Origin of the sequence: Motilimonas eburnea, assembly GCF_021295345.1 — a bacterium.
GTDB classification, from domain to species: Bacteria; Pseudomonadota; Gammaproteobacteria; order Enterobacterales; family CBDFNC01; genus Motilimonas; species Motilimonas eburnea.
The window spans coordinates 160,606-173,012 of sequence record NZ_JAIMJB010000006.1; the positions used below are offsets into that span (position 1 = coordinate 160,606).

Here is a 12,407-nt window from a genome sequence, read left to right on the forward strand (position 1 = left end):
AGTTGATTACTTTCCTGCTCGAACCAAGCCGCCTAAGCCTTTTTGTTCGAGATATTGGGCAAACAGCTGGCGCACCGCTTTGCCCGAGTCTAATTCATAGGCCTGAGCTAAAATGGCCTGCAACTCAGCAATCGCAACATGACGGATCACAAACTTAATACGCGCTATATTGTAAGTATTCATACTGAGCTTGGTGTATCCCATTGCCATGAGGATCACAGCTCCTAAGGGATCCCCCGCTAACTCACCACATAAACTGACCGATACCTGATGTTGCTTAGCTTGGGTAATAATGTGCTGCAGCGCTTGTAAAACCGCTGGATGAAAACTGTCGAAGATATCCGCTACTTGAGGGTTATTACGATCAACAGCCAGTAAGTACTGGGTTAAGTCATTGCTGCCTACCGACCAAAAATCAACCCGCTTTGCCAGTTGGGGTAAAATATAAAGTGCAGAAGGGACTTCGAGCATCACCCCTAGCTTAGGCTTGCGCAAGTGCTGGCCTTGCATTCGAGCTTGCTCGTTAATTTCGCTCCATGCTTGATGAATCAGTCTCACCGCATCATCTACCTCAGTAATACCACTGATCATCGGCAGCATGATTTGCAAATTATTAAGGCCGATGCTGGCACGCAACATGGCTTTAATCTGCACCAAGAAAATTTCAGGATGGTCTAAGGTTAAACGAATGCCACGCCAGCCCAAAAAGGGGTTTTCTTCAATAATGGGAAAGTAAGGTAATTGCTTATCTCCGCCCACATCTAAGGTACGCATGGTGACCGGTTTAGCAGCATAAGTTTGCAAAATGCCACGATAACGTTCGCTTTGCTCTAACTCAGTGGGAAAGCTCTCGGTTAACATAAACGGGACTTCCGTTCGATACAAACCGACCCCATCAGCAAATTCATTGATAGCAATTTCGGTATCGGCACTTAAGCCCGCATTTAATAGCATTTCTATCTTTACACCATCTTTGGTGACCGCTGGCGCCTCAAGGCAATCACGCATGATGCTGTCTAATTGTTTCTCTTCTGCTAATAGGCCTTGGTACTCAAGTAACACCGCTTGCTCAGGTGAAACATAGAGTTCACCGCTGTAGCCGTCGAGGATCAATAAACTATGGCTTAGTTTTTCAATCGGTAATGCCATCCCCATCAGGGCCGGGATCCCCAATGCACGAGCTAAGATAGCCGCATGGGAGTTAGCAGAGCCTTTAACTGAAACAATGCCCTTTAGTTTTTCTTTTGGCACATTGGCTAACATGGTTGCAGTCACTTCTTCAGCAACCAAGATAAGTTCATCAGCGAGGAGTGAAGGTGGCTCTAAACCAATCAAATGATTAATGAGTCGCTGGCATACATCCTTAGTGTCAGTCGCACGCTCACGCAAATAGGGATCCGACATGGCCGAAAATTGAGCAACATAACGCTCGGCAACCAGTTTTACCGCCGTGGTCGCTCGATAACCTTGCTTTATCTGCGCCTTGATTTCTCCCGATAAACTGGCTTCGGCCAGCATGTGCAAATAAACATCAAAAATGGCCAAGGCTTCACTAGGCAACTGCCCTTTTAAACGGATAGCTAAGGCTTTGATCTCATCGGTGCTCTTCGCCAATGCAGATTTAAAGCGGCTCAGCTCAGCAGTCACATCTTCGGTATGTTCTGTTTGTATCATCTCCAGTGTCACTTGCGGCGTGATCACTTGAGCCTTTGCAATCGCAATCCCTGAGCTACCAGCGATCCCTTTGATGGAGCGGATATTTTTTTTATTTCGATTGGGAGCGGCAAGAAAGCCTTTAGACTGGGAATGAGCGATGACATTTGCCAACTGGGCTGCAAGGGTGACCAAAAATGATTCTTCATTTTTGTCAAATTCACGAGCACAGCGCTGCTGCACGACTAATACCCCAAGCACTTTGCGTTGATGAATGATCGGCGCACCAAGAAACGCACGATAATCATCTTCTTGAACCTCGGCTAAATATTTAAACCTTGGATGAACTTGGGCATCTGCAAGGTTGATCGGCTCTTCTTTTTGCCCAACTAAGCCCACCACCCCTTCATTAAATTCGATATGAATATTGCCAACCGCCCCCTGGGCCAAGCCATCCGTTGCGGCTAATGTAAAATAGTTCAGTGCATCATGCACTAAATACACCGAGCAACAGTCAACCTGCATCACGTCTCTGATTTGGACGACAAGAACGGCCATTGCTGCCTCTAATGAGTCCGCTTGGTTCACCTTCTCTACGATTTCTCTCAGTTGCGTTAACACGGGCTCCCCTTGGCGGCGTTATTTTACGCTTCGGCGCTGTTTCTTATTAAATCGTTTACGTTTATCTTTTCGTTTTTTGGTCTCATTCTCAGGCCGTTGAAAAGGCAATGCAGCAGGACAAAACTCCTTCATCACTCGACGATATACATCGCGCTTGAATGAAACAACCTGCCTCACGGGATACCAATAGCTCACCCAACGCCAATCATCAAACTCCGGATGCCCACAGGCACTTAAATTGACCTTAGACTCCTTGGTTTGCAATGAGAGTAAAAACCACTTTTGCTTTTGACCAATGCAAACGGGCTTAGAATCCCATCGGACTAACCGTTTCGGCAACTTATATTTGAGCCAAGATCGGCTTACCGCTAAAATTTTAACTTCATGCTTTTGTAACCCTACCTCTTCGTAGAGCTCACGGAACATCGCCTGTTCCGCGCTTTCACCTTCATTGACTCCGCCTTGCGGAAATTGCCAAGAATGCTGTCCATAACGTTTTGCCCACATTACCTGACCTTTCGGGTTACAGATAATGATGCCTACATTTGGACGATAACCATCGGCATCAATCACTTATGCACCTATCGGGCTTAATCTATCATCACATGATTCTTTCACATTACCGCGAACGCAGCAATCACGTTACTCATAATGCACCAGCAAACGGGCAATCGCTCACACTTTATGGATAACTTCAATCAAAAACAAAAGTTATGCACACAGAAAAATTCAGCTACGCGATTGTCATCCTCTTTTCTACACTTTTTCTGTGAATAACTCTGTGAAAATTATGGTATCCAGATCACTGCCCTTCAACGTCCAAGTAGAACAGAAGAAAGGGGTCGCATTAACCACAAAAGAAACACACCTATAAATAATAACTTAAAAACAAAAGACAAGAAAAAACACCATAACATGTATATTTAAACAGGTGTTAACAACACACTGACTTTGTGAATAAAACTGACCGAACACTTTTTAACCAAGGACAAAGTTATTCACAAAAACCTGAGCAAAAGCGCCTAAAATTAGCACTACCTTAGCGTTAGATCTCATTTTACGGCAAAAAACAAGAGGAAATTTGCCCTATCAAAGGCCGTCAAAACAAGTTATCCAACATTTCTGTGGATAAAGTTGTGCACGGTAGCTGACTTTTCCACTGATTACTGGAAAAAAACCTATTCAAGCTATAAGTCAAGCATAAAAAAACAAGATAAACCACTTAAAAACAATAACTTACAAAATAGCGCCAGATTTTTATTACAAGGTTTTTTTTTGTTTGTTTTTTAATCAACAAAGCGTATCCACGTTCGAAACGGAAAACTCAGTTTGCAATCTCGCTTTCATCTGTTCATGTCCAATCAACTTAAAGATCCCTATTTCAAGTACATCCTGGTTGATTGGGTATAAAATAAGCGTAAAGTGTAACCCTAACTCATGTACAAACACTAAGATGATGACGCCACCAACCTCAGTTGAACAACTCATGTCCAAGGCCTACGCCATCGCAGGATTATCCCTCGCCGAACTTGCTGAAATCGCAAATTGGCCTATGCCAAAAGATCTCCGTCGTGACAAAGGCTGGGTAGGCCAACTGATCGAGTACCACCTTGGCGCCGAGGCAGGCTCAAAGCCGGAACAAGATTTTCCACATCTAGGCATAGAGCTCAAAACCATCCCTATCAATGAGCAAGGTAAGCCATTAGAAACAACCTTTGTTTGCGTCGCCCCTTTACTCGATATAGCTGGTTTAAGCTGGCAAAACAGTAACGTGAAAAATAAACTTAGTTGCGTACTCTGGTTACCCGTTGAAGGCAGTCGAGAGATACCGCTACCCGTTCGCCGCGTTGGCTCCCCCTTATTATGGCAACCAAGTCCAGCGGAGGAAGCCTTACTGCAACAGGACTGGGAAGAGTTAATGGAGCGTATTGCCTTAGGTGATATCGAGCATGTCACCGCACGCCATGGTCAAGCACTGCAATTAAGACCAAAAGCGGCCAATGGTAAGGCCCTAACGGACGCCATCGGCCCTGATGGGCAAAGGATCCGCACGCGACCACGTGGCTTTTATTTGAAGAAAGAATTTACCGGTAATATCTTGGAAAGTTATTATTTAGTTTAATAATTACTTCACTAATGATTCCAATCCTCATTATGATAGGATATTGTTATTTTTATTATTAGTGATTGATATGCCTGAGGAGGTATAAATGCCATTAAAGAAACGCTTTCTTAAATCAAAGCCCCAAGTGAAAGTCACATTTGAACTGGAAAAAGACGCCGCAGGCCAAGCCGAAAAGATCTTTCTACTCGGTGAGTTCAATGACTGGTCACCGATCGAGCTGCAAAAGTTCAAAAACGGTAAATTCAAGGCCACTCTCGATTTACCTACCGATGCCCAGTCCGAGTTTGAATTTAAATATAAGCTGATCACCGCTGACGGTAACGAAGCATTTGAGAATGAAGTAGAAGCCGATGGCTATCGGATGAATGAATTTGGCACTGAGAACTCACTACTGAGTGTGCAGCCCTGCTAACAGCAGCAATAGGCATAATGCCATAAGCTGGAAAGAAAAAAGGCTCGCAATGCGAGCCTTTTCTGTCTTACTTTTTACCAAGCTTCTCTTTGATACGAGCTGCTTTACCAGTACGACCACGCATGTAGTAAAGCTTAGCTTGACGTACATCACCACGGCGTTTAACTGTAATGCTATCTACAATTGGGCTATGAGTTTGGAATACACGCTCAACGCCTTCACCGCTAGAAATTTTACGAACAGTGAAAGATGAGTGTAAACCACGGTTACGCTTAGCTAGTACGAAACCTTCGAAAGCCTGAAGACGTTCTTTGTTGCCTTCTTTAACTTTTACTTGAACTACTACTGTGTCACCTGGGGCGAAATCAGGTAGATCTTTTTTTAACTGCTCGTCTTCGAGCTGTTTGATGATGTTGCTCATTTTATAAACCTCTGCCTAGGTAAACTGATGCGATTGCTGTTACTCAGAGTCACTAAGATATTCAGCTAACAAGCGTGCTTGTTCGTCAGTCAGAGCTAGGTTGTTAATTAGTTCTGGTCTACGTTCCCAGGTACGGCCCAACGACTGTTTTAAACGCCATTGTCGGATCTTTTCGTGGTTGCCGCTCAGCAATACTGGCGGAACCGCTAAATCTCCCAGCACTTCAGGACGCGTGTAATGGGGGCAATCCAACAGGCCATCGGAAAACGAGTCCTGTTCGGCTGAAGCTGCGCGACCTAACACACCGGGTACAAAACGCACCACAGCGTCAATCAGTGTCATCGCGGGCAACTCACCACCCGTTAACACATAATCACCAATCGACCACTCTTGGTCTATTTCGGTTTGAATTATGCGTTCATCTATTCCTTCGTAACGTCCTGCCACTAAAATCAATGCTTGATTCTGTGCCAGTTCTTGCACGCCACCTTGGTCTAGTTTGCGTCCTTGAGGCGATAAGTAGATCACTTTAGCCTCTTCACCCGCTTCAATTGCCGCTGCTTTTGCATCATGAATGGCCTGGCGTAAAGGCTCAACCATCATTAGCATGCCAGGGCCGCCACCATAAGGCCTGTCATCAACAGTCTTATGTTTGTCGGTAGCGTAATCCCTTGGATTCCAGCAGTGGAATTCAAGCAGTTGCTGTTTTACAGCCCTACCTGTTACTCCGTGTTCTGTGATGGCCCGAAACATATCCGGGAAGAGGCTAATGACCCCTAACCACATAGAATGACTCCTCGGAGTAACTTAGAATCCTGGATCCCAGTCAACTTCAATAAATTTGTTGGCAATATCCACTTGGATAATTACCTTCTCTTCAAGATACGGAATTAACCGCTCTTTTTTGCCAAAGGCATCTGTTGGGTTGGATTTTACAACAAGGACATCATTTGACCCTGTTTCCATCATGTCAGCCACCACACCGAGGTCATAACCTGCGGTTGTTTTGACCTGACACCCCATCAAATCACGCCAATACACTTGATCGTCAAGCTCAGGAAGTTGATCATCGCTGACCAAAATCTCCAAACCCACTAAGGCTTGGGCGTCTTCTCTGACATCAAACCCCTCTACTTTTGCTATCCAAGTTTTATTGTGACGTCGATACTCAGTGACCAGCACTTCGCGTTGTCGTCCTTGGTAGTCAATCAGCCAAGGTTTGTAATCAAAAACACCTTCGGGATCGTCAGTATAGGAATGGATTTTTAGCCAGCCTTTAATACCGTAAACGGCACCAAACTTTCCAACAACAATCTGGTCTGCTTGTGTACTCACTAAATGCCCCTATACCTAATTGATTAAGCAGCTTTTTGGCTGTCTTTAACCAGCTTAGCAACACGTGCGCTAAGCGTAGCGCCTTGAGACACCCAGTGCTCAATGCGTTCATTGTTTAGACGAACACCTTCTTCGCCACCGCGAGCTGTAGGGTTAAAGAAACCTACTTTCTCGATGTAACGACCAGTTGCTGCATTACGGCTGTCAGCTACTACAACCTGATAAAATGGACGCTTTTTTGCGCCGCCACGAGCTAAACGAATGGTAACCATATCGTCCTCATATTTTGTTAAGAACTATTGAGCCTGAAATAGCTTCAGACTCCCCACTTTGTAGAAAGCCGCAAAATTGTACTCTTATTCTCGCCAAAAGCAACTTATTCGTGAACTTTTCACGCGGCTGTCATTGCAATCTATATATAAAAAAGGGAACTCAGTTGCGTGAACTCAGTTCCCTTTAAAATGAATAATGCTAACTTGGCAAGGTCGTGACTAGAAAGGCCCTTTGCCCTTCATCATCCCTGGTGGCATCATGCCTTGCATACGCCCCATCATTTTACGCATGCCGCCCTTACCACTCATTTTTTTCATCATTTTTTGCATCTGAGTAAACTGCTTAAGCAGCTTATTCACTTCTTGGATGCTGGTACCTGAGCCCGCGGCAATACGACGTTTGCGTGAGCCTTTAATGATTTCTGGACGCGCTCGCTCGCCTGGGGTCATGGAGTTAATGATGGCTTCCATTTGAATCGTCAATTTGTCGTTGACTTGATCTTTCACCGCATCGGGCAATTGGCCCATACCAGGCAGCTTATCCATCATGCTCATCATGCCGCCCATGCTTTTCATTTGCACCAGCTGTTCACGGAAGTCTTCAAGATCAAATCCTTTGCCTTTTTGTACTTTTTTGGCCAGCTTAGCGGCCTTGTCTTTATCGACTTTTTGCTCAATCTCTTCGATTAAAGAAAGCACATCGCCCATGCCTAAAATGCGCGAAGCAATACGATCAGGATAAAACGGCTCTAGGGCATCGGTTTTTTCACCCATCCCCATGAACTTAATCGGCTTACCCGTAATTTGACGAATCGATAACGCTGCACCACCACGAGCATCACCATCAGCCTTGGTTAAGATAACACCGGTCAAAGGCAATGAGTCGTTAAAAGCACGCGCGGTATTAGCCGCATCTTGACCTGTCATGGCATCAACCACAAATAGGGTTTCCACAGGCTTAATCGCTTGGTGCAAGTCGATGATTTCCGTCATCATGTCTTCATCAACATGTAAACGACCCGCGGTATCGACAATCACCACGTCAATAAATTGTTTGCGAGCATGTTCGATGGCTGCATTGGCAATATCAATCGGCTTTTGTGAGATGTCACTCGGGAAGAATTCCACCTTGACTTCATTAGCTAGGGTTTCTAGCTGCTTGATTGCCGCAGGACGGTATACGTCGGCACTGACCACCAGCACAGATTTCTTTTCACGCTCTTTTAGGAACTTGGCCAGTTTACCCACCGAGGTGGTTTTACCCGCACCTTGTAAACCCGCCATTAATAAGATAGCTGGAGGCTGAGCTGCAAGGTCGAGCTTTTCGTTAGCCTCACCCATTGCCGCTTCAAGTTCACTTTGCACAATTTTGATGAATACTTGGCCAGGGCTTAGGCTTTTCGTGACTTCCTGACCAACCGCTCTTTCTTTGACCTTAGCAACAAATTCACGCACCACAGGCAGAGCAACATCCGCCTCAAGTAGCGCCATTCTTACTTCACGTAAGGTTTCTTTTATATTGTCTTCGGTTAATCGGCCACGGCCACTGATGTTTTTCAGCGTTCGTGACAATCTATCGGTCAGATTTTCAAACATGGGTTTCTCAGCAAGCTTACTTGTAAATGAAGGGGATTATACCCATAAGTCGCGCAATGCAACACTCTATATCCAAGCTTAGTGCAATCTTTGCCTAAATTATGGTCACAAAAATTCAGAGAATTTGACCTAACAATGCTGGAATCAGGGTTGTTTTCTTGGCGCCCTTAGTCGTGCAGGTTATACTAGCGTCCTCAACTTAAGGGTAACGTATATTAATGGAACTGATGTCGATTTTGGCTTTAACGCTTTATGCAGTCGCAACTATCGCCTGTTTAAGCCGGTTACTACATCATCAAGGGCCTAACAAAACACTCGTGTTAGGCGCGGCAATGACGGCTGTGGCCTGCCACAGTGCTTGGTTGTATCAAGATATCTTTGTTGCATCTGGACAAAACTTATCCCTGATGAATGTGGCCGCATTAGTCAGCTTAATCATCGCCTTGGTTTTGTCTCTGGCAGCATTCAAATTACGCGTCTGGGTTATTTTACCCGTCGCCTACGGTTTTGCCATGGTGAATCTGGCGGGCGCAACCTTACTGCCAACCCATTACATCACCCATTTGGAAACGCACCCCGAGATTGTCCTTCATATCAGCATTGCGTTACTTTCTTACTCAACACTGATGATTGCTGGTTTATTTGCCACTTTATTAGGGTTTCTCGACTATCAGCTCAAACAAAAACGTAAGCCACTATTTCACCCTGCATTGCCACCGCTTATGACCATTGAGAAACAGCTGTTTCAGCTTATCTTCATCGGCACCCTACTACTGAGCTTATCTTTAGCCAGTGGGTTTCTCTTCCTCAATGACATGTTTGCCCAAGGCAAAGCCCATAAAGCCTTGTTATCTATCATCGCTTGGTTTTTATATGTCACACTTTTGTGGGGGCACTATATCAAAGGCTGGCGCGGTAAACCTGTCATTTACGCTACCGTCATCGGGGCTTTTGTTCTAACCTTAGCCTATTTTGGCAGCCGCTTTGTCAAAGAAATCATTCTGACTTAACTTAAATCGTTAACCATTTTTTAAACCAAAAGAGGATCCACCTTGGATACCATATCTACCGAAGTATTGTTTGCCATTTTAGGTATTCTTATCTGTATGTCGGCTTACTTCTCTAGTTCTGAAACGGGCATGATGGCCATCAACCGTTATCGACTACGCCATCTCGCTAAACAAAAGAATAAAAGCGCCATTCGCGTTGAGAAATTGTTACAGCGCCCCGATAAGCTCATTGGCTTAATTCTCATTGGTAACAACTTAGTCAATATTTTGGCCTCTGCCATTGCCACCATTATTGGTCAGCGTCTGTTTGGCGATGCGGGTATTGCGATTGCCACCGGCGGCTTAACCTTAGCCTTACTGATTTTTGCTGAGGTCACCCCCAAAACCTTAGCGGCCCTCTACCCAGAGCGCATTGCCTTTCCTAGTTCGTTATTACTGAGCCCATTACAAAAACTGTTTACACCTTTAGTCTGGTTTGTGAACTTTCTTTCTAATGGTTTGCTCAAACTATTGCGCATTAACAGCCAAAACTCGGGTGATGAGCACCTTTCTCCCGACGAGCTTCGCACTATTGTGCATGAAGCGGGCGGCATGATCCCTAAACGTCACCAAGAAATGTTACTCAGTATCTTAGATTTAGAGCAAGTCGCTGTTGAAGATATCATGATCCCCCGTAACGAAATCGCCGGTATTGATATCAACGATGAATGGGAAATCATCCTTAAGCAGCTAACCCAATCACCTCATACACGCGTGTTACTTTATCGAGATAACATAGACGATGCGGTCGGGTTTATTCATGCAAGAGATACCTTGCGCATGCTGTTAAAAGAACAGCTAGACAAAACCACGCTGCTTCGCAGTGTAAAAGAGCTCTACTTTATACCCGAAGGGACACCATTAAATACTCAACTGCTTAAGTTTCAGCGCCGCAAAGAGCGTATTGGATTAGTGATAGACGAGTACGGTGACATTCAAGGCTTAGTGACGTTAGAAGATCTATTAGAGGAAATTGTCGGCGACTTTACCACCAGCATGGCCCCAGAAGTGTCTGATGAAATACACAAGCAAGAAGACGGTAGCTTTTTAGTCGAAGGAAGCATCAGCATTCGTGACCTGAATAAAGAAATGAATTGGCATTTTCCTACCGACGGCCCCAAAACCCTAAACGGCTTGATCCTAGAGTACCTCGAGGAGATCCCAGCACCCAACATCAGCGTACGCTTGTTTGGCTACCCTATTGAAGTGGTTGAAGTCGATAATAATATGGTCAAGATTGTACGTATCATTCCCGAGCTTTATCAGCAAAAAGAGTAGGGCCTGTTGACCTTAGGTGGTTAATTTTTGTTCGAGATAAAAGCGTTTTGGGCAAGGCGAGCAGTTTGTAGCTTAGCATTCTAAGTAAATACTGCTCAACGACGAACAAAACGCTTTTAGCCGAATCCAGAGGACAGCGTTTGTTGGTCATTTCTACTGCGTTAGCACCTTTTCGCGTAGGTGACTATGCCACAAAGTTGCTGCCCACAACGATTGTTTTGTATAAATACCCAACAAATCGCTGCAAAAACAAGCACAAAAGATAAACAGGCCCTAAGCCCCCTCAATAAAAAAACGGGCTTAAGTTAGCCCGTTTTTTTATATTGAGAGAAGATTAAAGTGTGTCGAGTATTTCTTTTGGTAGTGCCAATGAATCATTTTGGTTGACACCAATACCACGCTCAATCACGTCCTTCGCAATCCCTTTGGCTTCATCCAACGAATGCATTACGTAGGTGCCACATTGGTATTCATTAAGCTCAGGAATCTCATCTTGGCTTTGCACCGTTAATACGTCTTGCATCGCGGCTAACCAACTATTGGCCACCGTTTGTTCTGATGGCTGGCCAATCAAGCTCATATAAAAACCGGTGCGACAGCCCATGGGTGATACATCAATAATTTCTACTGTATCGCTGTTTAAGTGGTTACGAATAAACCCAGCGAACAAATGCTCAAGGGTGTGGATCCCTTTCTCTGAAAGTAGCTCTTCATTAGGCACACAAAAGCGCAAATCAAATACCGTGATCGTATCTTTGCCCGGTGTTGTCATGGTTTTTGCAACCCTGACCGCTGGAGCGTTCATCTTGGTATGGTCTACGGTAAAACTGTCTAATAATGGCATTGCTCTCTCCTGTTATCCCTTTTCTAGCAAGCTTCTAAGCTAGAAAAGTATGATTAGTCTTCTTAATTCGCACTAGTGTAATTGATTTAATACCCCTAGCCAAAAAAAGTACGCCAAAACCAGCTTGAATCTAAGTCTTCTTGGCATTGTTTTAGCTGTGAGGCATATCGTTTAGAACGACTATCAACCTTTTTGGCAACCTTAACCAACCACGCTTTTTTGTTGTAGCTGCCCTTTTTATATCCACCCCAGCCTTCATGATAGTTAAGGTATTGACGATACGCATCCCATTTAGACACGCCATTGATTTTGTGCGTCTTACTGGTAAACCACCCCATGAAATCGATGGCATCGGCAAAATTTTCACGACTTGCCCAGCTGTTACCGGTTTCACGGGTGTAATCTTGCCAGGTTAAGGTTTTCGCCTGACTATAACCGTACGCACTACTGGCGCGACCTATGGGAATAAATAAGAAGTATTCCATCGGCGGGGCGGCATCATGCTTAAAGCTACTCTCTTGATACATCATGGCCATTGGCACATGAATGGGCGTACCCCACTTTTCTTCCATGTCTTTTGCTGCGGTGTACCAACTGCGCTTTTCTTGAAAAATGTCACAGATATTTTCGGGGTTTCTTGGGGGCGAAGTGCTGCAGCCTGATGTGATGACGGCTAAAGTGAGCAACAAAAAAATTTTTGTGTTTTTCTGCAATTGCATTGAACTCTTTTCCTTTTAAGTTGCCTCACTAGTGCAAGAATTGTTTTTTTCATTGTTTTCAGGAGCCATATGGCTCCTGTTT

13 protein-coding genes are annotated in these 12,407 nt (G+C 44.7%); 4 read left to right on the top strand and 9 right to left on the bottom strand.

The genetic code is table 11. The features are described 5' to 3' along the window. Positions 1 to 6: 6 nt before the first annotated feature. The gene (ptsP, locus tag K6Y21_RS07910) at positions 7 to 2,274 is read right to left on the bottom strand and encodes a phosphoenolpyruvate--protein phosphotransferase (RefSeq protein WP_233071283.1); all 2,268 of its coding nucleotides are present in this window, start codon (positions 2,272 to 2,274) and stop codon (positions 7 to 9) included. 18 nt (positions 2,275 to 2,292) lie between these two features. Then, entirely contained in the window at positions 2,293 to 2,847 is a 555-nt protein-coding gene (gene rppH, locus K6Y21_RS07915; RefSeq protein WP_233071285.1) for an RNA pyrophosphohydrolase, read from the bottom strand. An 880-nt stretch (positions 2,848 to 3,727) separates the two neighbouring features. Here rppH and mutH point away from each other — a divergent pair. Together mutH and K6Y21_RS07925 are read left to right on the top strand one after the other, a co-directional pair. Then, the gene (gene mutH / locus K6Y21_RS07920; RefSeq protein WP_233071287.1) at positions 3,728 to 4,396 is read left to right on the top strand and encodes a DNA mismatch repair endonuclease MutH; all 669 of its coding nucleotides are present in this window, start codon (positions 3,728 to 3,730) and stop codon (positions 4,394 to 4,396) included. A gap of 88 nt (positions 4,397 to 4,484) precedes the next feature. Next, positions 4,485 to 4,811, top strand: a complete 327-nt coding sequence (locus K6Y21_RS07925) for an isoamylase early set domain-containing protein (protein ID WP_233071289.1) — start codon at positions 4,485 to 4,487, stop codon at positions 4,809 to 4,811. Between the two features lie 67 nt (positions 4,812 to 4,878). On the opposite strand, the gene rplS is transcribed toward K6Y21_RS07925, so the two are convergent. From rplS to ffh, 5 genes are all read right to left on the bottom strand, one after another. Next, positions 4,879 to 5,232, bottom strand: a complete 354-nt coding sequence (rplS, locus tag K6Y21_RS07930) for a 50S ribosomal protein L19 (protein WP_233071291.1) — start codon at positions 5,230 to 5,232, stop codon at positions 4,879 to 4,881. Between the two features lie 39 nt (positions 5,233 to 5,271). After that, a complete protein-coding gene (gene trmD / locus K6Y21_RS07935) occupies positions 5,272 to 6,018 on the bottom strand; it encodes a tRNA (guanosine(37)-N1)-methyltransferase TrmD (protein WP_233071292.1) in 747 nt (248 codons plus the stop codon). 21 nt (positions 6,019 to 6,039) lie between these two features. After that, positions 6,040 to 6,567 carry a ribosome maturation factor RimM gene (gene rimM / locus K6Y21_RS07940; protein WP_233071294.1) on the bottom strand — a complete coding sequence of 176 codons (528 nt, stop codon included), beginning with the start codon at positions 6,565 to 6,567 and terminating at the stop codon, positions 6,040 to 6,042. A 23-nt stretch (positions 6,568 to 6,590) separates the two neighbouring features. Continuing rightward, positions 6,591 to 6,839, bottom strand: coding sequence for a 30S ribosomal protein S16 (gene rpsP, locus K6Y21_RS07945; RefSeq protein WP_233071296.1), 249 nt, complete (start codon positions 6,837 to 6,839; stop codon positions 6,591 to 6,593). Between the two features lie 219 nt (positions 6,840 to 7,058). Continuing rightward, the gene (gene ffh / locus K6Y21_RS07950) at positions 7,059 to 8,435 is read right to left on the bottom strand and encodes a signal recognition particle protein (protein WP_233071298.1); all 1,377 of its coding nucleotides are present in this window, start codon (positions 8,433 to 8,435) and stop codon (positions 7,059 to 7,061) included. A gap of 227 nt (positions 8,436 to 8,662) precedes the next feature. Here ffh and K6Y21_RS07955 point away from each other — a divergent pair, with 227 nt between their 5' ends. Next, complete coding sequence (locus K6Y21_RS07955) at positions 8,663 to 9,445, top strand: cytochrome C assembly family protein (protein ID WP_233071300.1); 783 nt, start codon at positions 8,663 to 8,665, stop codon at positions 9,443 to 9,445. Between the two features lie 42 nt (positions 9,446 to 9,487). Next, positions 9,488 to 10,762 carry an HlyC/CorC family transporter gene (locus tag K6Y21_RS07960; RefSeq protein ID WP_233071302.1) on the top strand — a complete coding sequence of 425 codons (1,275 nt, stop codon included), beginning with the start codon at positions 9,488 to 9,490 and terminating at the stop codon, positions 10,760 to 10,762. A gap of 334 nt (positions 10,763 to 11,096) precedes the next feature. On the opposite strand, the gene luxS is transcribed toward K6Y21_RS07960, so the two are convergent. Beyond that, the gene (gene luxS, locus K6Y21_RS07970; protein ID WP_233071305.1) at positions 11,097 to 11,606 is read right to left on the bottom strand and encodes an S-ribosylhomocysteine lyase; all 510 of its coding nucleotides are present in this window, start codon (positions 11,604 to 11,606) and stop codon (positions 11,097 to 11,099) included. A 95-nt stretch (positions 11,607 to 11,701) separates the two neighbouring features. Next, positions 11,702 to 12,325: a transglycosylase SLT domain-containing protein gene (locus K6Y21_RS07975; protein ID WP_233071307.1), complete on the bottom strand. Its 624-nt coding sequence runs from the start codon at positions 12,323 to 12,325 to the stop codon at positions 11,702 to 11,704. Positions 12,326 to 12,407: the final 82 nt, after the last annotated feature.

Coding starts and splice junctions, on each gene's coding strand:
- mutH (WP_233071287.1), top strand. CDS start 3,728: ATGATGACGCCACCAACCTCAGTTGAACAACTCATGTCCAAGGCCTAC.
- K6Y21_RS07925 (WP_233071289.1), top strand. CDS start 4,485: ATGCCATTAAAGAAACGCTTTCTTAAATCAAAGCCCCAAGTGAAAGTC.
- rplS (WP_233071291.1), bottom strand. CDS start 5,232: ATGAGCAACATCATCAAACAGCTCGAAGACGAGCAGTTAAAAAAAGAT.
- trmD (WP_233071292.1), bottom strand. CDS start 6,018: ATGTGGTTAGGGGTCATTAGCCTCTTCCCGGATATGTTTCGGGCCATC.
- rpsP (WP_233071296.1), bottom strand. CDS start 6,839: ATGGTTACCATTCGTTTAGCTCGTGGCGGCGCAAAAAAGCGTCCATTT.
- ffh (WP_233071298.1), bottom strand. CDS start 8,435: ATGTTTGAAAATCTGACCGATAGATTGTCACGAACGCTGAAAAACATC.
- K6Y21_RS07955 (WP_233071300.1), top strand. CDS start 8,663: ATGTCGATTTTGGCTTTAACGCTTTATGCAGTCGCAACTATCGCCTGT.
- luxS (WP_233071305.1), bottom strand. CDS start 11,606: ATGCCATTATTAGACAGTTTTACCGTAGACCATACCAAGATGAACGCT.
- K6Y21_RS07975 (WP_233071307.1), bottom strand. CDS start 12,325: ATGCAATTGCAGAAAAACACAAAAATTTTTTTGTTGCTCACTTTAGCC.